This is a genomic window from Roseateles sp. GW821-FHT03B02 (assembly GCF_059421025.1).
In genome coordinates, this window is sequence record NZ_JBWKUV010000004.1 from 211,280 (window position 1) to 229,823 (window position 18,544).

Consider the following 18,544-nt stretch of genomic DNA (forward strand, 5'->3'; position numbering starts at 1 on the left):
CGGAGCCCCCATGTCCTCGACCTCTCGCCACCCGCTCGTCTGGGTGCCCTCGCTCTATCTCGCCATGGGCCTGCCCAACGTCATGGTGGGAGTGGTCGCGGCAATCATCTACAAGAACCTCGGCATCTCCAACGAGGACATCGCCCTTTACACCTCGCAGATGTACCTGCCCTGGGTGCTGAAGCCGCTGTGGGCGCCGCTGCTGGAGACCTACCGCAGCAAGCGCTTCTGGGTCATCAGTATGGAGTTCACGATGGCTGCGGCCCTGGGACTCGTCGCGCTGTGCCTGCCGCTGGCCGACTTCTTCAAGCTGTCGCTGGCCTTTTTCTGGATCGTCGGCTTCGCCTCAGCCACGCAGGACACCTGCGCCGACGGCGTCTTCATGACGACCGTCTCTAAGACCGACCAGGCGCGCTACTCCGGCCTGCAGGGCATGTGCTGGAACATGGGCGCCGTCATCGCCTCGGGCCTGCTGGTGTCGCTGACAGGCTATCTGCACAACCACCAGGGCATGAGCTGGGTGCAGTGTTGGGTCGTCGTCGTGTCGCTGGCCGCCGCGGCCATGGCGTTGTTCGGCGTCTACCACCTGCGCGTGCTGCCGCCCGGCTCGCCCTCGCATCTGCACGGTGCCGGCCTGGGTGGTGGCCTCAAGGCCACGGCCGAGGCCTGGATCACCTTCTTCCAGAAGCCACAGATCTGGACGATGCTGGCCGTCATCTTCTTCTACCGCTTCGGCGAAGGCTTCATCGAGAAGTTCGGCCCGCTCTTCCTGCTGGACGCCCGCGAGGCCGGCGGCCTGGGCCTGGACAACGAATCACTGGGCCACATCAACGGCACGGTCGGCACGCTGACCTTCATCGTCGGCGCCTTCCTCGGCGGCTTCTTCGTCGCCAGGCGCACGCTGCCGCGCAGCTTCTTCCTGCTGGCCCTGGTGCTCAACATCCCGCATCTGACCTATTTCTACCTGGCCCAGACCATGCCGGTGGACACGACCACCATAGCCGTCGTCGTCGCCCTGGAGAAGTTCGGCTTCGGCATGGGCTCGGTCGGCCACATGCTTTACATGATGCAGCAGATCGCCCCCGGCCCCTTCCGCATGGCCCACTACGCCATGGCCACCGGCGTCATGGCTCTGACCAAGTGGGGCACGGGCAGCGTCAGCGGCATGCTGTGGAATGCGGTCGACCACCACTACGTCGGCTTCTTCGGCTGGGTGCTGGTCTTCTCGATCCCGCCTGTGCTGCTCGCCTGGCTCGCGCCCTTCCCGCATGACCACGAGCTGGCGCCCGAGGGCAACGAAGCCCCGGTCGGCGCTCACTGACGACGATGAGCCTGCTGCTCGCCATGGCCCTGGCCGCCTCCGAACCCGCCTGCCCGCCTGACGCGCTGGGCACGTCCCGCACGCTGACGCTGAAGCGCGAGGCCGCTTCGTGGGGCCAGGCCCAGCACGCGGCCTTGCCCGGCTTGGCGCCCAAGGAAGTCGTGCTCACCTTCGACGACGGCCCGCGCCCCGAGTCCACGCCCGTCGTGCTCAAGGCCCTGGCCGACCAATGCGTGAAGGCCAGCTTCTTCATGAACGGCGAGCCGCTGCGCCAGCACGCCGCGCTGGCTCGCCAGGTGCGCGATGCCGGCCATACGGTGGGCATGCATGGCTATCGGCACCAGCACTTCTCGCAGCTGCCGGCGGGAGCGCAACTGGCCGACCTGGACGCGATGATCGCCACCTACCGCGCCGCCCTGGGTGCCGAGCCGGCGGCCTACAGATTTCCATTCCTCGAAGAGACGCCCACGCTGCAGCAGGCGCTGGGCGAGCGCCGCATCGCCGTCATGTCTATCGACGCCGGCGCCGAGGACTGGCTGCCCGACCAGACGCCGCAGATGCTGGCCGACAAGCTGTTCGGCGAGTTGGCCAAAAGCGGCGGCGGCATCATCCTGCTGCACGACGCCCAGGACCAGACGGCGAGGGCGCTGCCCTTCCTGCTGCAGACGCTGAAGGCCAAGGGCTACCGCGTCGTCCATCTGAACTGGCAGTGACAACCTAGGGTTTGTCCGCCAAGAAGCGGTGTGCCCAATTGCTTGACGTGTGAACTATTGATTTCTAAAGTGGTGCGATGCGCATCACCTGCATCGGCGGCGGTCCTGCCGGCCTCTACTTCGCCCTGCTGATGAAGAAGGCCGACCCGGCCCACCAGGTGCGGGTGCTGGAGCGCAACCGCGCTGGCGACACTTTCGGCTGGGGCGTCGTGCTGTCCGACCAGACGGTGGACGCGCTTCGCGAGGCCGACCCCGAGACGGCTGAACAGATCAGCGACGCCTTCAACCACTGGGACGACATCGCCGTCCACTTCAAGGGCTACCGCATCGTCTCCGGCGGCCATGGCTTCTGCGGCATCGGCCGCAAGAAGCTGCTCAACATCCTGCAGGCGCGCTGTGAGGCCCTGGGCGTCGAGCTGGTCTACGAGACCGACGTGCCGGACGACGCCGGCATTGACGCCGATCTCATCATCGCGGCCGACGGCCTGAACAGCCGCATCCGCCAGAAGTACGCCGCCACCTACCAGCCCGACATCGACCTGCGCGCCTGCCGCTTCGTGTGGCTGGGCACGACCCAACTCTTCGACGCCTTCACCTTCGACTTCCAGCAGACCGAGTGGGGCTGGTTCCAGGCTCACGCCTACCGCTTCGACGCGACCCACTCGACCTTCATCGTCGAGGCGCCCGAAGACGTCTGGCGTGCCGCCGGCATTCAGGACATGAGCAAAGAGGAGGGCATCGCCTTCTGCGAGCAGCTGTTCGCCAAGGTGTTGGACGGCCACCCTTTGATCTCCAACGCCAGCCACCTGCGCGGCTCTGCTTCGTGGATCCGGTTCCCGCGTGTCGTCTGCAAGACCTGGGTGCACCGCAACGACCGCGGCATTCCGGTCGTGCTGATGGGCGACGCCGCCCACACGGCCCACTTCTCCATCGGCTCGGGTACCAAGCTTGCGCTGGAAGACGCCATCGATCTGGCGCGCGACATCGAGAAGCAGGGCGATCTGACAACGGCGCTGGACGCCTACCAGGCCACGCGCAGCATCGAGGTGCTGCGCATCCAGAACGCGGCGCGCAACTCCACCGAGTGGTTCGAGAACGTCGAGCGCCATGCCCGCCTGGCGCCCGAGCAGTTCGCCTATTCGCTGCTGACGCGCTCGCAGCGTATATCGCATGAGAACCTGAGATTGCGTGACGCAGCCTACGTCGGCGAGTTCGAACGATGGCTGGCGGGCAGGGCCGGTGTGGATGCTCAGGTGCCACCGATGTTCACGCCCTTCAAGCTGCGCGGCGTCACGCTGAAGAACCGCGTCGTCGTCTCGCCCATGGCTCAGTACAGCTGCGAGGACGGCATCCCCGGTGACTACCACCTCGCCCACCTCGGCGCACGGGCGCTCGGCGGCGCCGGTCTGGTCTTCGCCGAGATGACCTGCGTGTCGCCCGACGCGCGCATCACGCCCGCCTGCCCCGGCCTGTGGAACGACGCCCAGGGCGCGGCCTGGCAGCGCATCGTCGAATACGTGCATACCCACAGCAGCGCCAAGATCGCCATGCAGCTCGGCCACGCCGGCCCCAAGGGCTCGACCCGCGTGCCCTGGGAGGGCGAAGACCACCCGCTGCCCGACGGCAACTGGCCGTTGATCTCGGCCTCGCCGCAGCAATACCTCGACGGTATCAGCCAGGTCACGCGAGCGATGACGCGCGCCGACATGGACCGCGTGCGCGAGGACTTCGTCGCCGCCGCCCGCCGCGCAGCGGATGCGGGCTTCGACTGGCTGGAGCTGCACTGTGCTCACGGCTACCTGCTCTCGGCGTTCATCTCGCCGCTCACCAACCATCGCGACGACGACTACGGCGGCTCGCTGGAGAACCGGCTGCGCTACCCGCTTGAAGTCTTCACCGCTCTGCGCGAGGTCTGGCCGCTGGACCGGCCGATGTCGGTCCGGATCTCGGCCCACGACTGGGTGCCCGGCGGCACGACGCCCGAGGACGCCGTCGCCATCGCCGCTGTGTTCAAGCAGGCCGGCGCCGATCTCATCGACGTGTCCTCCGGCCAGGTCAGCAAGGCGCAGAAGCCGGTCTATGGCCGCATGTTCCAGACGCCGTTCGCGGAAAGCATCCGCAATCGCGTCGGCATTGCCACCATGGCCGTCGGTGCCATCTCCGAGGCCGACCACGTCAACAGCATCATCGCCTCGGGCCGCGCCGATCTCTGCGCCATCGCGCGGCCTCACCTGGCCAACCCTGCCTGGACGCTGACTGAAGCTGCACGCGTCGGCTACCGCGGCCCGATCGGCCTGGACTGGCCCAAGCAATACCTCTCGGGCAAGGGCCAGCTCGAGCGCGAGTTCGAACGCCAGCGCTCGGCAGGCGTGGCCGCGGCCGAGCAGGCGAACAAGGCCCTGGGCGTATGAAGCACGCGGTCGTGACGGGTGGGGGCAGCGGCATCGGCGCCGCGGTGGCCCGGCGGCTGATGGCCGGCGGCCTGCGTGTCACGCTGATGGGGCGCAGCCTGGCGCGCCTTCAGGCTCAAAAGTCGGCGCTTGGCGAGGTCGCCATCCAGGTTTGCGACGTGTCCGACGAGGCCAGTGTCGCGGCAGCCTTCGCGGCCGTCGGCGAGGTGGACGTCCTCATCAACAACGCCGGCCAGGTCGATACCGCGCCGCTGCACAAGACCTCGCTGGACCTCTGGCAGCGCCTGCTCAACGTCAACCTCACCGGCACCTTCCTCTGCAGCCGTGCCGTGCTGCCCGGCATGCTGGCACGCAAGCAGGGCCGCATCGTCAACGTGGCCAGCACCGCGGCGCTCAAGGGCTATGCCTACGTGGCTGCCTACTGCGCCGCCAAGCATGGCGTGCTGGGGCTGACGCGGGCGATGGCCCTGGAAGTGGCGGCCAGGGGCATCACGGTCAATGCTGTCTGCCCCGGCTACACCGAGACGGATATCGTCGCCAACGCCGTCGACACCATCGTCGCCAAGACGGGGCGCACGCCGGAGCAGGCCAAGGCCGAGCTGGCCAAAGCGAATCCGCAAGGCCGCCTGATCCAGCCCGAGGAGGTGGCCGACACCGTGGCCTGGCTGGTCCATGCCGCGGGCGTCAACGGCCAGGCCATCGCCGTCTGCGGTGGGGAGACGATGTGAACGACCTCGACCTCGAAACCCGCCTGTCCGACGACGACCACCAGGCGCTGAGGCTCTGGCTACGTCTGTTGTCCTGCACGACGCGCGTGGAAGACCAGATCCGCCAGCGCCTGCGCGCCGACTTCGGCACCACGCTGCCGCGTTTCGACCTGCTGGCCCAGCTGGAGCGCCACCCCGACGGCCTGACCATGCGCGAGCTGTCCAAGCGCCTGATGGTGACGGGCGGCAACGTGACGGGCATTACCGACCAGCTCGAAGCCGAGGGCCTGGTGCTGCGCGAGACCCGCGCCGACGATCGCCGCAGCTTCATCGTCAGGCTCACTCCCCTGGGCCGCCGCCAGTTCAAGCGCATGGCCGCCACGCACGAGGGCTGGATCGTCGAGCTGTTCGCCGGCTGGACGCCCGCGCAGAAGACGCAAGTCCACGAGCTGCTGGCGCTGCTGAAAACCCATTTGAAGGACATCACCCCATGACCCCGCACCTGGCCTCGGGCAACCACAAGGGCCTCGCTGGCTACGCGCCCCAGCACTTCCTCTGGCAACAGCAGGGCCCGGTCGGCCTCATCACGCTGAACCGCCCGGAGCGCAAGAACCCGCTGACCTTCGAGTCCTATGCCGAACTGCGCGACCTGTTCCGCCGCCTGGCCTACGTGGACGAGGTCAAAGCCATCGTCGTGCAGGGCGCCGGTGGCAACTTCTGCTCCGGCGGCGACGTGCACGAGATCATTGGCCCGCTGACCGGCATGAGCATGCCGGACCTGCTGGCCTTCACGCGCATGACGGGCGACCTCGTCAAGGCCATGCGCGCCTGCCCGCAGCCCATCTTCGCGGCCATCGACGGCGTGTGCGCCGGTGCCGGCGCGATCATGGCCATGGCATCGGACCTGCGCGTGGGAACGGCTCGCAGCAAGATGGCCTTCCTTTTCACCCGCGTCGGGCTGGCCGGCTGCGACATGGGCGCCTGCGCCATGCTGCCGCGCATCGTCGGCCAGGGGCGGGCGTCGGACCTGCTCTACAGCGGCCGCAGCCTGGGCGGCGATGAGGCGCTGAACTGGGGCTTCCTGAACCGCATGGTGGAGCCCGAGCAGCTGCTGAACGAAACGCTGAAATGGGCCGGTGACATCGCCAGCGGCCCCAATTTCGGCCACGCCATGACCAAGCGCATGCTGCACCAGGAATGGTCCATGGGCGTGGACGAGGCCATCGAGTCCGAGGCGCAAGCCCAGGCCATCTGCATGATGACCAAGGATTTTCATCGCGCCTATGAGGCCTTTGTGGCCAAGCAGAAGCCTGTCTTCCAGGGAGATTGACCATGTCGTCCCACCTCGACTGGCCTTTCTTCGATGCCAAGCACCGTGAGCTGGCGACGGCGCTGGATGCCTGGTGCGGCGAGCATCTGCAGCATGTCGACCATGAAGGCGATGTGGACGGTGAATGCCGGCGCCTCGTCGCGCTACTCGGCAAGGCCGGCTGGCTGAACCACGCCGTGGCCGGTGAAGGCCAGGCCATCGACACCCGCGCCATCTGCCTGATCCGCGAGACGCTCGCCAAACACGACGGCCTGGCCGACTTCGCCTTTGCGATGCAGGGCCTGGGCTCGGGTGCCATCTCGCTGCAGGGCACGCCGGCCCAGCGCGAGCACTATCTGCCGCGCGTGGCGCGGGGCGAGGCGCTGCCAGCCTTTGCGCTGTCCGAGCCCGAGGCCGGCTCCGACGTGGCGGCCATGCAGTGCAGCGCCACCGAGGATGGCGACGCCTATGTGCTGAACGGCGAGAAGACCTGGATCTCCAACGGCGGCATCGCAGATTTCTATGTGCTGTTCGCGCGCACCGGCGAAGCGCCCGGCTCGCGCGGCATATCGGCTTTCATCGTCGACGCCGGCTTGGCCGGCTTCGAGATTGCCGAGCGCATCGACGTCATCGCGCCCCATCCATTGGCCCGGCTGCGCTTCACCGACTGCCGCGTGCCCAAGAGCCAGATGCTGGGCGCGCCCGGAGAAGGCTTCAAGCTGGCGATGCGCACACTGGATGTCTTTCGCACCTCCGTCGCTGCCGCGGCCCTGGGCTTTGCGCGCCGCGCCTTGCAGGAAGGCTTGAAGCAGGCCAAGGAGCGCCCGATGTTCGGCGCCCGCCTGGCCGACCTGCCGCTCACGCAAGCCAAGCTGGCCGACATGGCCTGCACGGTGGATTCATCGGCCCTGATGGTCTATCGCGCCGCCTGGCTGCGCGACCAGGGCAGGACCATCACCCAGGAGGCCGCCATGGCCAAGCTGATGGCGACCGAAGGCGCCCAGCAGGTCATCGACGCGGCCGTGCAGCTCTTTGGCGGCCGCGGCGTGCGCCGGGGCGAGATCGTCGAATCCCTTTATCGCGAAATCCGTGCGCTGCGCATCTACGAGGGCGCCAGCGAAGTGCAGCAGCTGATCATCGGTCGCGAGCTGTTGAAGGTCTGAACCATGCACCCATCGGCCCATCTGGATACCTTCGCAAGAGACCACCTCCCGCCGCAGGACCAGTGGCCGGAGCTGGTCTTTGATCTGCCAGAACTGCAGTTCGGCCCCAGACTGAACGCGGCGACCGAGCTGCTGGACCGCTGGGTCGAGCAGGGGCAGGGCGGCAGGCCCTGCGTGCAGGGCGCGGGTGTGCGGTGGAGCTATGCCGAGCTGCAAGCCGAAGCCAACCGCATCGCCAACGTGCTGGTCCATGAGCTGGGTGTCGTGCCCGGCAACCGCGTGCTGCTGCGCGGCACCAACACGCCGCAACTGGCGGCCTGCTGGTTTGCCGTCATCAAGATCGGCGCCATCGCGGTGGCCACCATGCCGCTGCTGCGCGCCGTCGAGCTGGGCAAGGTCGTCGCCAAGGCCGAGGTGACGCATGCGCTGTGCGATGCGGCCCTGGCCGATGAACTCGCGGCGGCCCAGCTGCAGAACCCGGTGCTGCGCAGCATCTGCCACTTCCGCAGCAGTGCACCGGATGGCCTGGAAGCCCGCGCGGCTCGCCAGTCCGCCACGTTCACGAACGTCGACACCGCCAGCGACGACTGCGCGCTGATCGCCTTCACCTCGGGCACGACGGGGCAGCCCAAGGGCACGATGCACTTCCATCGCGACGTCATCGCCATCTGCCGCTGCTGGCCCGTGCATTGCCTGAGGGCCCAGGCCAGCGACGTCTTCATCGGCAGCCCGCCGCTGGCCTTCACGTTCGGCCTGGGCGGACTGCTGCTCTTCCCGATGAGCGTCGGCGCGTCGACGGTGTTGCTGGAGAAGGCCCCGCCCGACCTGCTGCTGAAGGCCATCGCGGAGCACCGTGCGACGGTCTGCTTCACGGCACCGACGTCCTACCGCGCCATGGCGCCGCTGGTGGCCCAGCATGACGTCGCTTCCCTGCGCAAATGCGTCAGCGCCGGCGAAGCCCTGCCGGCGGCCACGCGCGCGCTGTGGAAGCAGGCGACGGGCATCGAGCTCATCGACGGCATCGGGGCCACCGAGCTGCTGCACATCTTCATCTCCCACACGGAAGAGAACGCCAAGGGCGGCGCCACGGGCAAGCCCGTACCCGGCTACCAAGCCTGCATCCTCGATGACGCCGGCCAGCCGCTGCGCGCCGGTCAGGTCGGTCATCTCGCCGTCAAGGGCCCGACCGGCTGCCGCTATCTCGCCGACGAGCGCCAGCACCAGTATGTGCAGGACGGCTGGAACCTGACCGGCGACGCCTACCTCATCGACGACGACGGCTACTTCGTCTACCAGGCCCGCACCGACGACATGATCATCTCGGGCGGTTACAACATCGCCGGGCCGGAGGTGGAAGCCGCGCTGCTCGGTCACCCGGCCGTCGCCGAATGCGCCGTCATCGGCGTGCCCGACGAAGAGCGCGGCCAGCTTGTCAAGGCCTTCGTCGTGCTTCGCGAGGGCCACGCCGGCGATGTGAAGGTCTTGCAGGCCCATGTGAAAGCCACCATCGCGCCCTACAAATACCCGCGCGCCATCGAGTTCCGCACCAGCCTGCCGCGTACCGAGACCGGCAAGCTGCAGCGCTTTAAGCTCAAGGCCTGACCCTTTCACCGGAGAGCCCGTTCATGAAGAAGACCCTCGCCGCCGTTGCCATCGGCCTCGCCCTGCTGCCAGCCGCCCAGGCCGCGGACAAGCTCAAGGTCGGCTTGCTGAGCACGCTGTCCGGCCCCGGTGCGGGCCTGGGCGTGGACATCCGTGACGGCTTCGCGCTCGGGCTCAAGCACAGCGGTGGCAAGCTCGGCGGCTTGCCCGTCGAGGTGGTCACGGCCGACGACCAGCAGAACCCCGAAGTCGCCAAGCAGAGCGCCGAGCGCCTGATCAAGCGTGACAAGGTCGACTTCATGACCGGCATCGTGTTCTCCAACATCATGCTGGCCGTCGGCCCCGCGGTCTTCGACGCCAAGATCCCCTATGTCAGCGCCAACGCCGGCCCGTCGCAGTACGCCGGCGAGCAGTGCAACCCGTATTTCTTCAACGTCGCCTGGCAGAACGACAACCTGCACGAGGCCGTCGGCAAGACGGTGACCGAAAAGGGCTTCAAGAAGCTGGTGCTGCTGGCGCCCAACTACCCGGCGGGCAAGGACGCCATGACGGGCTTCAAGCGCTACTACAAGGGCGCCGTCGTCGAGGAAATCTACACCAAGCTCGGCCAGCTCGATTACGCCGCGGAACTGGCCCAGGCCCGCGCCGCCAAGCCGGATGCGATGTACATCTTCCTGCCCGGTGGCATGGGCATCAACTTCATCAAGCAGTTCGTCGGCGCGGGGCTGTCCAAGGACGTGACGCTTTTCGGCCCGGGGTTCTCGGCCGACGAGGACGTCATCAAGGCGGTGGGCGAGCCCATGCTGGGCATGTTCAACAGCTCGCACTGGGCGCACGACATGGACAACGCGGCCAACAAGAAGTTCGTCGCCGACTTCGTCAAGGACTACGGCCGCCTGCCGTCCCTCTACGCCAGCCAGGGCTATGACGCGGCCCTGCTGATGAATGCCGCGGTGCGCGACGTGAAGGGCAAGACGGAGGACAAGGCGGCGTTGCTGAAGGCGATCAAGGCGGCCAGGTTCGAGTCGGTGCGCGGGCCCTTCAAGTTCAACAGGAACCAGTACCCCATCCAGGACTACTACCTGCGCGTCATCACCAAGGACGGCCAGGGCCGTGTGACCAATCGGACGCTGGGCAAGATCTTCACCCAGCATGAGGACGCCTACGCGGCCTCCTGCAAGATGAACTGAACACGGCGCCGTGGACTGGATCCTGGTCACCGAACAGGCGCTCAACGGCCTGCAGTTCGGCCTGATGCTCTTCCTGCTCGCCGCAGGGCTCACGCTCGTGTTCGGCATCATGGACATGATCAACCTGGCTCATGGTTCGCTCTACATGGTGGGCGCCTATCTGGCGGCAGCGGTCGCGGCGGCCACGGGTTCCTTACTGCTGGCGGTCGCCGCGGCCCTCGTGGGTACGGCCGCGCTCGGCATGGCCCTGGAAGTCACGCTGCTGCGCCGCCTCTACGGCCGTGACCACCTCAGCCAGGTCCTCGCCACCTTCGCGTTGATCCTGATGCTCAACGAAGGCGTGCGCATCGTCTGGGGTGACCAGCCGCTGATGCTGAACGCGCCGGCTGCGCTGTCCGGTCCCGTCGAGCTGCTGCCGGGCTTGTTCTACCCGGCCTACCGTCTGCTCATCATTGGCGTGGGCCTGGCGGTCGCGCTGCTGCTGTGGGTGCTCGTCACGCGCACGCGCTACGGCGCCTGGGTGCGTGCCGGCGCCTCCAACCGCCAGATGGCCACTGCCATGGGCGTCGACATCCGCATGCTGTTCACGGCCGTGTTCGGCTTCGGCGCGGCGCTGTGCGCGCTGGCCGGCGCCCTGCTCGGCCCGCTGCTGGCCGTGCAGGTGGGCATGGGCGAGAGCATCCTCATCCTGGCCTTCGTCGTCATCGTTGTCGGCGGCATCGGTTCGGTGCGCGGCGCGCTGGTGGGCTCGCTGCTGGTAGGCGTCGTCGACACGGCCAGCCGCTCGCTGCTGCCAGCCCTGCTGCGCGAGCTCGCCTCGCCCGAGGTCGCGGCCAACCTCGGCCCGGCGCTGGCATCCATCCTCATCTATGTGCTGATGGCGGCCATCCTGTTCTGGAAGCCTCGCGGCCTCTTCCCCGCCCATGGCTGAAGCTGTCAGCCTTCACCATCGGGGTCCGGGCCGTGGGGTCTGGCCGCTGTTGGCCGCACTCGCTGCCCTGCCACCACTGCTGCAGGCCGTGGGCCTGGAGTTCTACACCGTCGTCGCGACGCGCATCCTGATCTTCGCCATCGCGGCGTCCAGCCTGAATCTCATCCTCGGCTTTGGCGGCCTGGTGAGCTTTGGTCACGCGGCCTACATCGGTCTGGGCGCCTACACGGTGGGCGTGCTGATGGATGCTGGCGTCACCTCGGCCTGGGTCGCCTGGCCTGCGGCGATGCTGGTGAGTGCCATGGCCGCCGCGCTCATCGGCGCCGTCAGCCTGCGCACGCGCGGCGTCTACTTCATCATGATCACGCTGGCCTTCGCCCAGATGTTCTATTTCCTGGCCGTATCGCTCAAGGCCTATGGCGGCGACGACGGCCTGCCGCTGGCGCAGCGCTCGGTGATTGGGCTGGGGCTCGATCTCAAGGACGACGCGATCTTCTACTGGGTGGCGCTGGCGCTCTTCGCCATCGTCATGCTTGGGCTGCAGCGCCTGGTGAATTCGCCCTTCGGCTGGCTGCTGCAGGGCGCGCGCGAGAACGAATTGCGCGTCGCCGCCGCGGGCGGCCGGGTGCTGGCCTTGCGCTGGCAGGCCTTTGTGCTCGCCGGCGCCATCGCCGGCCTGGCGGGGGCGATGCTGGCCAACCTGAACGGCCTGGTGTCGCCGCACCTGATGCACTGGTCGCAGTCCGGCCAGCTGATGGTGATGGTCATCATCGGCGGCGCGGGTGCGCTGTGGGGTGGGGCTCTTGGCGCCGCGGCGCTGCTGCTGCTGGAGGAACTGCTGTCCGGCTACACCCTTCACTGGCAGCTGGGCCTGGGCGTCTTGTTGCTGCTTGTCGTGCTGTATGCGCCGCGTGGCCTGGCCGGAGTCTGGCGCCGTGCTTGAGGTCAAGGGACTGGTCAAACACTTCGGCGCGCTGGCCGCGACCGACGGTGCGAGCTTCGAAGTGCGTGCGGGCGAACTGCATGCGCTGATCGGCCCCAACGGTGCCGGCAAGACGACGCTGATCCACCAGATCTCCGGCTCGCTGGCGCCCGACTCGGGCCAGATCTTGTTCGACGGTCAGGACGTCACGCGCCTGGGTATCGCCCGCCGCGTTCAGGCCGGCCTTGTGCGCAGCTTCCAGATCACCAGCCTCTTCAAGCCCTGCACGGTACGAGACAACCTCGTGCTGGCCCTGCTGGCGAGAGACGAGCGGGCGCCCTCATGGTGGCGTCCGGCGCGGGCCGATGCCGCCGCGCATGCCGAGGCGGATCGCCTGCTGGCGCGCGTCGGCCTTACCGCACAAGCCGATCGAATCGCCGGCGAGCTGGCCCATGGCGAACAGCGCCAGCTCGAAGTCGGCCTGGCCCTGGCCGCCCGGCCGCGCCTGCTGCTGCTGGACGAGCCGCTGGCTGGCATGGGGCCGGATGAGTCGGCGCGTATGGTCGAGCTGCTGCAGGCCTTGAAGGCCGAGGGCCAGACCCTGCTGCTGGTCGAGCACGACATGGACGCCGTCTTCCGCCTGGCGGACCGCATCTCCACGCTGGTCGGCGGGCGCGTCATCGCGAGCGACTCGCCGGAGTCCATCCGCGCGCACCCTGAGGTCAGGCGGGCCTACCTCGGCGACGAGCTGGAGGCCGCGGCATGAGCGCTTTGCTGGAGATCGACAACCTCGACGCCGGCTACGGCGCCAGCCAGGTGCTGTTCGGCATGCAGATGACGATGCAGCCCGGCGAGGTCGCCACGCTGCTGGGCCGCAACGGCATGGGCAAGAGCACGCTGCTGCGCTGCCTGTGCGGCTGGCTGGCTCCCACGGCCGGGCGCATCCACTTCTGTGGCGAGGACATCACCGGCTGGCCCGCCGACCGCATCGCCCGCCTGGGCCTGGCCTTGGTGCCCGAGGGGCGCCAGGTCTTCCCCAACCTCAGCGTGCGCGAGCACCTGGACGCCTTCGCTGCCAATCGCAGCGGCACGGCCGAGCCGTGGACGACGGCGCGCGTCTTCGAACTCTTCCCGCGGCTGGTCGAGCGTGCCGGCCACTCTGGCCAGCAACTGTCGGGTGGCGAGCAGCAGATGCTGGCCATCGGTCGCGCCCTCGTCACCAACCCCCGGCTGCTGGTGCTGGACGAAGCCACCGAAGGCCTGGCGCCGCTGGTGCGCGAGGAGATCTGGCGCTGCCTGGACCTGCTGCGTGCCGCGGGCCAGACCATCCTCGTCGTCGACAAGTACGTGCAGCGCCTGATCCGCCTGGCCGACCACCACACGCTGGTGGAGCGCGGCCGCGTGGCCTGGGCTGGCACGTCCGCCGAGCTCGCCGCCGAGCCGGCGCTGTGGCAAGAGCATCTGGGAGTCTGACGATGAGCGGCTTTGCCTTCCAGCGTGAACAGCTCGTGCGCTTCGGCCATTGCGACCCGGCCGGCATCGTGTTCTACCCGCGCTATTTCGAGATGCTCAACGAGCTGGTCGAGGACTGGTTCGCCGATGCGCTGGACCTGCCCTTCGACGAGCTGATCGGCCGGCGCGATACCGGCATGCCCACGGCCCAGCTCGACACGCGTTTTCTGCGTGTCAGCCGGCATGGCGACCGGCTGGTGCAGTGCATCCGCATCGAGCGCCTGGGCGGCAGCTCGGTCACGCTGCACATCACGTTCGACGGTGACGATGGCCCGCGCGTCGAGTTCAAGCAGGTGCTGGTCTGTACCTCGCTTGCCACCCACAAGCCCCAAGCTTTTCCCGACGATCTGCGTGCCGCGCTGGAGCGCTCGTTCGCCGCACAACAGGAGACAGACCAATCATGAGCAGCAAGCAGATCCTCCAGCCCGCCGGCTGGGCCCAACCGCGCGGCTATGCCAACGGCGTGGCCGTCAGCGGCCGCCAGGTCTTCGTCGCCGGCCAGATCGGCTGGAACGAGCGCTGCGAGTTCGACAGCGACGACTTCATCGCCCAGGTGCGCCAGACCCTGCTCAATATCCGTGCCGTGCTGGCCGAGGCCGGCGCCGCGCCCGAGCACATCGTGCGCATGACCTGGTATCTCATCGACAAGCACGAGTACATCGCCCGCGGCCGCGAGGTGGGCCAGGCCTATCGCGATGTGCTGGGCCGCGACTACGGCATCGCCATGAGCGCCGTGCAGGTGTCGGCGCTGATGGAGGACCGGGCCAAGGTCGAGATCGAAGTCACGGCCGTGGTGCCGGGGGCAGCCGCGAGCCTTTGACCGCCGCGTCGCCGCGCGCAGAATCGGTGCCATGACCGCAGACCTTCGGGATGCTCATGACGTGCGGCTTGGGCGCCGGGCGCTGCTGTTCGGCGTCGGTGGCGCCTGTCCGGGGTTGGCGGCCGCGGCGGGGCCGGGGGTGATCGAGGCGGTCTACCCCCGCATGCCCGAGCGGCCCGTCGAGGCCTATCCCTTCAAGCTGCTCAAGCTCGCGCTGGAGGCTTCGGGCCGCGCCCACCGCCTTCGACTTACCGAGGGCTCGCTGCCGTCCATGCGCGCCTTCAAGCAGCTCAGGGGCGGCGAGTTCAATGTTATGGATACGGGCGCCGCGCCCAAGATGGCAGCGGGCGCCCGCATCCTGCCCTTTCCGCTTGACCTCGGGCTGAGCGGTTACCGCCTGCTGCTGGTGCGGCGCGACCGCCTGCCGCAGCTGCGTGCGCTGCGCGAATTCGGCGACCTGCGCCAGCTGCGCTTTGGCCAGGGGCCGGACTGGGTGGACGGTTACATCCTGCGCGCCGCGGGCCTGCGGGTGGTGGAGGCCGAGTTCATGGCCCTCTTTCGCATGCTGGAGGCGGGGCGCTTCGACGCCTTTCCCCTGGGCGCCGACGAGGCAGCGCTGCTGCTGGAGCGCTTCCAGCGGCAGGCCCCGTCAGCCGTGCTGCTGGACGCCTGGTGCCTGCACTACCGCTTCGCCCGCGTCTTCGCCGTGCGGGAGGACGAGGGCGCGCTGTTCGACGCGCTGCAGGAAGGCCTGGCCCGCATCTTCAGCGACGGCCGCGCCCAGGCCATCCTGGCCCGCGATCCTCAGGTCGGCCCGCTGGTGGCTGGCCGGCGTGGGCTGCCGCCGCGGGTCTTTGAGATGGACAACCCGCAGTGGTCGGTGCCGTATCAGGGCATCCCGGAGGAGTTGTTCTTCAGGCCGCATTGACAGCCGGCTGCGCCAGCCAGCGCGAACTAGGCCAACACCACCTCAATCCCCCGCCCCCGCAACTGATCCACGATGGCCTGATCCGCCCCGCTGTCGGTGATCAGCACATCCAGCTGTTCCACCGGCGCGATGACGGAGAGGTTGCGCTTCATCAGCTTGGACGCGTCGGCGACGGCCACGACCTGGCGGCTGATCTTCATCATCTGGGCGTTCAATTGCGCTTCGAGCAGGTGCGGCGTCATCAGCCCGATGTCGGGGTCCAGGCTGTCGACGCCGAGGAACAGGCGGTCGGCGTGCAGGCCCTGCAGCGCGGCGACGGCTTGCGGGCCTGACAGCGAATACGAGTTCGGCCTCAGTTGCCCGCCCGGCATGATGAGGTTGATGTGGGGCACCGTCGCCAGCAGGGCGGCGATGTTGAGCGCGTTGGTGATGACGTTCAGCGAGGTCAGGCGCAGGCCGCGGATCTGCTTGGCGATCTCCTCGGTCGTGGAGCCCGAGTCGAGCAGGATGGTTTCGCCATCCTTGATGAGCTTCACGGCTTCGGCGGCGATGCGGGCCTTCTGCTCGTGGCGCAGCTTCTGCTTGACGCCGATGGGCACTTCCTCGGTGTCGCGCTGGGCCAGCGCGCCGCCGTGGGTGCGCAGCACGGCGCCGGTGGCAGCCAGCGAGTTCAGGTCGCTGCGGATGGTGACGACCGAGGTGCCGAAGCGCTCGGCCAGCTCGTCCACCGTCACGCGGCCCTGGCTCTGCACCAGCTCGCGGATCAGCCGGCGCCGCTCGTCGATGAGCAGCGGGCTTTCGGTTTTCGCGGGCGATGGGGCAGTGGCGGGCATGCGGAGGCAAAAGCGGCGGAGCGGCTTTCGAATGATATCGATGTGCCTAGCTTTCCAGTTTCGCCAGCGCCGCCGGCGACAGCGGCCGGCCGCCCAGGCGGGCCGCATACAGGGCGGCGCCGAGTTCAGGGCCGAAGCGGGGCGTCTTTAGCACGGCGCCGGGCAGGCGGCGGGCCAGCGCCGTCTGCAGCGGGCCCAGCACCAGCTCGCCGGCCGCGAACACGCCGCCGGAATAGGACACGGGCACGGCCTGGGTACCGGTCAGGCCGAGGTTGCGCGCGACGCCTGCGGCCAAGGCGGCGAGTTCGTCGCCCGCGCGCACGAGGAGCTGGCGGGCCTGCGCATCGCCTGCCAGCGCGGCGGCGGTGGCCAGGCGGGCGATCTGGGCCAGCTCGCTGCGGGCGGCGCTGCCGTTGATCTCACCACAGAGGTCGAGGTCGTGCTTCAGCTCGAAGTGCTCGCGCACCAGGCCGAGCAGCGGGCCGGGCTCGGCGCGGCCGTCGGCCATGCGCGAGAACAGGGCCAGCACTTCGCGGGCCAGCCAATGGGCCGAGCCCTCGTCACCGAAGACTTCGCCCCAGCCGCCGCAGCGCGCGCCGCGGCCCATCCACTCGCCATAGGCGATGGAGCCGGTGCCGGCGACGAGGCTGATGCCGTCGGCACCGGCGAGGGAGCCGGCCCAGCTGCAGACCATGTCGTTGCCGATGGTGCTGTGCGGCACGACATCGGCCAGCAGGCCATCGAAGGTGGCGAGCAGCTCGCCGTCCTCGCCATGGGCGGGGAGGCCGGCAAAGGTGTGGGCGATGTCGCTGGTAGGCACGCCGGCCAGGCGCAGCACCGCCTGTACGCCGTCGTGCAGCAGGGCACGCAAGGCGTCGAAGCCGATCTCGATGTAGTAGCTCGTCGTCGATTCGTGGCGGGCGAGCAAGCGGCCGCCCTCGTCGATGAGGACGAAGGCGGTCTTGGTGCCGCCACCGTCGATGCCGAGGAAGAGGGCGCTCATCGCTGCTGTTGTTGCTGCGTCAGGGGGTGGATGGTGACACCGCTGACGACGCGGGTCACGGTGCCCGAGGCGCTGGGGTTGTCGGGCGTGATGTCGAGCCGCAGCGAGGCGAGCAGGGCCAGGCATTGGGCGAACACCAGTGCGACAGGCGCCAGGGCCAGGTCGGGCGCGCTGGCGGGCAGGGCTAGATGCACGTCGTCGGTATGCGGCGCCTCGGCGCCGTTCAGCGCAGGCGTGCGCAGGGCCAGCACGCGGGCCGGGCCCTGGCGGCGCAGCTCGCGCAGCAGGTCGAGGTCGTACTGGCGCGTGTAGGGGTCGTTGGACAGGATGATGACGACCAGCGTCTTCTCGTTGAGGATGGTCTTGGGGCCGTGGCGGAAGCCCAGCGTCGAGTCAGCCATGGCGACGAGCTTGCCGTCGGTCAGCTCCAGCATCTTCAGCGCGGCCTCGCGGGCCAGGCCCAGCAGGGTGTTGCTGCCGAGGAAGACGACGCGCTCGAAGGGCGTATCGGTGAGGGCGTAGAGGCGGTTGGCCTCGGACGCGGTCAATGCGGTGGCGGCCTGGGACAGCACCGTCACCGGCGCCAGGGGCAGGTCGAAGGCCCAGGCGGCGGCCAGCAGCATGCCGCTGAAGCTGGAGGTCATCGCAAAGGCGCGGTCGTTGGTCTCGTCGGGCAGCAGCAGCACTTGCGCACTCGACTGGCCGGCCATGCGGCGGTTCAGCGTGCCGTCGGCGGCGCAGGTGATGACGAGGTGGTGGCAGGTCCTGACGAAGCGGTCGGCCAGCTCGACGGCGGCCAGGCTCTCGGGGCTGTTGCCGGAGCGGGCGAAGGAGACGAGCAGCGTCGGTACTTCGGGCTGCAGGCATTGCTCGGGGCTGGAGACGATGTCGGTCGTCGCCACGGCCTCGACGCGGATGCCGGGTCGCTGGCTGAAGCTGCGCAGCAGGGCCGGTGCGAGGCACTGGCCGATGAAGGCGGAACTGCCGGCGCCCGTCAGCACGATGCGCAAGTCGGGCAGGGCGAGCAGCGGGTTGAGGAAGGCGTCCAGGGCCGGGCGCTCGGCCTGGAGCTGGGCGTGGACGGTCTGCCAGACGGCGGGCTGGTGGGCGATCTCGCGCGCCGTGTGCGTGGCACCGCGGTGATCGAGGTCGGAGGGGTCGAGGTGGAGAAATGTCATG

The 18,544-nt window shown here is 68.7% G+C and carries 19 protein-coding genes; 16 read left to right on the forward strand and 3 right to left on the reverse strand.

The window, feature by feature from the left end; all coding sequences use genetic code 11:
• Window positions 1–10 precede the first annotated feature (10 nt).
• From AC07VX_RS13285 to AC07VX_RS13360, 16 genes are all read left to right on the forward strand, one after another.
• Window positions 11–1,321, forward strand: coding sequence for an MFS transporter (locus tag AC07VX_RS13285; RefSeq protein ID WP_493165195.1), 1,311 nt, complete (start codon window positions 11–13; stop codon window positions 1,319–1,321).
• A 5-nt stretch (window positions 1,322–1,326) separates the two neighbouring features.
• On the forward strand, window positions 1,327–2,034 hold the full coding sequence (locus AC07VX_RS13290; RefSeq protein ID WP_493165196.1) for a polysaccharide deacetylase family protein: 708 nt from the start codon (window positions 1,327–1,329) through the stop codon (window positions 2,032–2,034).
• A 77-nt stretch (window positions 2,035–2,111) separates the two neighbouring features.
• Entirely contained in the window at window positions 2,112–4,445 is a 2,334-nt protein-coding gene (locus tag AC07VX_RS13295; RefSeq protein ID WP_493165197.1) for a bifunctional salicylyl-CoA 5-hydroxylase/oxidoreductase, read from the forward strand.
• Window positions 4,442–5,173, forward strand: a complete 732-nt coding sequence (locus tag AC07VX_RS13300) for an SDR family NAD(P)-dependent oxidoreductase (protein WP_493165198.1) — start codon at window positions 4,442–4,444, stop codon at window positions 5,171–5,173. Before AC07VX_RS13295 ends, AC07VX_RS13300 begins: the two co-directional genes overlap by 4 nt.
• Window positions 5,170–5,646, forward strand: a complete 477-nt coding sequence (locus AC07VX_RS13305; protein ID WP_493165199.1) for a MarR family winged helix-turn-helix transcriptional regulator — start codon at window positions 5,170–5,172, stop codon at window positions 5,644–5,646. Before AC07VX_RS13300 ends, AC07VX_RS13305 begins: the two co-directional genes overlap by 4 nt.
• Window positions 5,643–6,482, forward strand: a complete 840-nt coding sequence (locus tag AC07VX_RS13310) for an enoyl-CoA hydratase family protein (RefSeq protein ID WP_493165200.1) — start codon at window positions 5,643–5,645, stop codon at window positions 6,480–6,482. The genes AC07VX_RS13305 and AC07VX_RS13310 overlap by 4 nt, the downstream gene beginning before the upstream one ends.
• Before the next feature lie 2 nt (window positions 6,483–6,484).
• A complete protein-coding gene (locus AC07VX_RS13315) occupies window positions 6,485–7,624 on the forward strand; it encodes an acyl-CoA dehydrogenase family protein (protein WP_493165201.1) in 1,140 nt (379 codons plus the stop codon).
• Between the two features lie 3 nt (window positions 7,625–7,627).
• Window positions 7,628–9,226: an AMP-binding protein gene (locus AC07VX_RS13320; protein ID WP_493165202.1), complete on the forward strand. Its 1,599-nt coding sequence runs from the start codon at window positions 7,628–7,630 to the stop codon at window positions 9,224–9,226.
• Window positions 9,227–9,249: 23 nt separating this feature from the next.
• The gene (locus tag AC07VX_RS13325) at window positions 9,250–10,416 is read left to right on the forward strand and encodes an ABC transporter substrate-binding protein (protein ID WP_493165203.1); all 1,167 of its coding nucleotides are present in this window, start codon (window positions 9,250–9,252) and stop codon (window positions 10,414–10,416) included.
• A gap of 10 nt (window positions 10,417–10,426) precedes the next feature.
• On the forward strand, window positions 10,427–11,347 hold the full coding sequence (locus tag AC07VX_RS13330) for a branched-chain amino acid ABC transporter permease (RefSeq protein WP_493165204.1): 921 nt from the start codon (window positions 10,427–10,429) through the stop codon (window positions 11,345–11,347).
• A complete protein-coding gene (locus AC07VX_RS13335) occupies window positions 11,340–12,290 on the forward strand; it encodes a branched-chain amino acid ABC transporter permease (RefSeq protein ID WP_493165205.1) in 951 nt (316 codons plus the stop codon). Before AC07VX_RS13330 ends, AC07VX_RS13335 begins: the two co-directional genes overlap by 8 nt.
• Window positions 12,250–13,035 (forward strand): ABC transporter ATP-binding protein, encoded by a 786-nt coding sequence (locus AC07VX_RS13340; RefSeq protein ID WP_493165206.1) that lies wholly within the window; start codon window positions 12,250–12,252, stop codon window positions 13,033–13,035. The genes AC07VX_RS13335 and AC07VX_RS13340 overlap by 41 nt, the downstream gene beginning before the upstream one ends.
• Before the next feature lie 5 nt (window positions 13,036–13,040).
• Window positions 13,041–13,742 carry an ABC transporter ATP-binding protein gene (locus AC07VX_RS13345; RefSeq protein WP_493165480.1) on the forward strand — a complete coding sequence of 234 codons (702 nt, stop codon included), beginning with the start codon at window positions 13,041–13,043 and terminating at the stop codon, window positions 13,740–13,742.
• A gap of 2 nt (window positions 13,743–13,744) precedes the next feature.
• Window positions 13,745–14,185: an acyl-CoA thioesterase gene (locus AC07VX_RS13350; RefSeq protein ID WP_493165207.1), complete on the forward strand. Its 441-nt coding sequence runs from the start codon at window positions 13,745–13,747 to the stop codon at window positions 14,183–14,185.
• Window positions 14,182–14,601 carry a RidA family protein gene (locus tag AC07VX_RS13355; protein WP_493165208.1) on the forward strand — a complete coding sequence of 140 codons (420 nt, stop codon included), beginning with the start codon at window positions 14,182–14,184 and terminating at the stop codon, window positions 14,599–14,601. The genes AC07VX_RS13350 and AC07VX_RS13355 overlap by 4 nt, the downstream gene beginning before the upstream one ends.
• A gap of 31 nt (window positions 14,602–14,632) precedes the next feature.
• Window positions 14,633–15,529 (forward strand): hypothetical protein, encoded by an 897-nt coding sequence (locus AC07VX_RS13360; RefSeq protein ID WP_493165209.1) that lies wholly within the window; start codon window positions 14,633–14,635, stop codon window positions 15,527–15,529.
• A gap of 26 nt (window positions 15,530–15,555) precedes the next feature.
• Here AC07VX_RS13360 and AC07VX_RS13365 read toward each other — a convergent pair whose 3' ends face one another.
• The 3 genes from AC07VX_RS13365 to AC07VX_RS13375 are packed head-to-tail and all read right to left on the reverse strand — an operon-like array spanning window position 15,556 to window position 18,543.
• Complete coding sequence (locus AC07VX_RS13365) at window positions 15,556–16,362, reverse strand: DeoR/GlpR family DNA-binding transcription regulator (protein WP_493165210.1); 807 nt, start codon at window positions 16,360–16,362, stop codon at window positions 15,556–15,558.
• Between the two features lie 46 nt (window positions 16,363–16,408).
• Window positions 16,409–17,365, reverse strand: coding sequence for an N-acetylglucosamine kinase (locus tag AC07VX_RS13370; protein ID WP_493165211.1), 957 nt, complete (start codon window positions 17,363–17,365; stop codon window positions 16,409–16,411).
• Window positions 17,362–18,543 (reverse strand): SIS domain-containing protein, encoded by a 1,182-nt coding sequence (locus AC07VX_RS13375; RefSeq protein WP_493165212.1) that lies wholly within the window; start codon window positions 18,541–18,543, stop codon window positions 17,362–17,364. Before AC07VX_RS13375 ends, AC07VX_RS13370 begins: the two co-directional genes overlap by 4 nt.
• Between the last annotated feature and the right edge of the window lies 1 nt (window position 18,544).

Coding starts and splice junctions, on each gene's coding strand:
- AC07VX_RS13360 (WP_493165209.1), top strand. CDS start 14,633: ATGACCGCAGACCTTCGGGATGCTCATGACGTGCGGCTTGGGCGCCGG.
- AC07VX_RS13290 (WP_493165196.1), top strand. CDS start 1,327: ATGAGCCTGCTGCTCGCCATGGCCCTGGCCGCCTCCGAACCCGCCTGC.
- AC07VX_RS13315 (WP_493165201.1), top strand. CDS start 6,485: ATGTCGTCCCACCTCGACTGGCCTTTCTTCGATGCCAAGCACCGTGAG.
- AC07VX_RS13300 (WP_493165198.1), top strand. CDS start 4,442: ATGAAGCACGCGGTCGTGACGGGTGGGGGCAGCGGCATCGGCGCCGCG.
- AC07VX_RS13350 (WP_493165207.1), top strand. CDS start 13,745: ATGAGCGGCTTTGCCTTCCAGCGTGAACAGCTCGTGCGCTTCGGCCAT.
- AC07VX_RS13325 (WP_493165203.1), top strand. CDS start 9,250: ATGAAGAAGACCCTCGCCGCCGTTGCCATCGGCCTCGCCCTGCTGCCA.
- AC07VX_RS13340 (WP_493165206.1), top strand. CDS start 12,250: ATGCGCCGCGTGGCCTGGCCGGAGTCTGGCGCCGTGCTTGAGGTCAAG.
- AC07VX_RS13375 (WP_493165212.1), bottom strand. CDS start 18,543: ATGACATTTCTCCACCTCGACCCCTCCGACCTCGATCACCGCGGTGCC.
- AC07VX_RS13365 (WP_493165210.1), bottom strand. CDS start 16,362: ATGCCCGCCACTGCCCCATCGCCCGCGAAAACCGAAAGCCCGCTGCTC.
- AC07VX_RS13295 (WP_493165197.1), top strand. CDS start 2,112: ATGCGCATCACCTGCATCGGCGGCGGTCCTGCCGGCCTCTACTTCGCC.
- AC07VX_RS13370 (WP_493165211.1), bottom strand. CDS start 17,365: ATGAGCGCCCTCTTCCTCGGCATCGACGGTGGCGGCACCAAGACCGCC.
- AC07VX_RS13355 (WP_493165208.1), top strand. CDS start 14,182: ATGAGCAGCAAGCAGATCCTCCAGCCCGCCGGCTGGGCCCAACCGCGC.
- AC07VX_RS13320 (WP_493165202.1), top strand. CDS start 7,628: ATGCACCCATCGGCCCATCTGGATACCTTCGCAAGAGACCACCTCCCG.
- AC07VX_RS13335 (WP_493165205.1), top strand. CDS start 11,340: ATGGCTGAAGCTGTCAGCCTTCACCATCGGGGTCCGGGCCGTGGGGTC.
- AC07VX_RS13285 (WP_493165195.1), top strand. CDS start 11: ATGTCCTCGACCTCTCGCCACCCGCTCGTCTGGGTGCCCTCGCTCTAT.
- AC07VX_RS13310 (WP_493165200.1), top strand. CDS start 5,643: ATGACCCCGCACCTGGCCTCGGGCAACCACAAGGGCCTCGCTGGCTAC.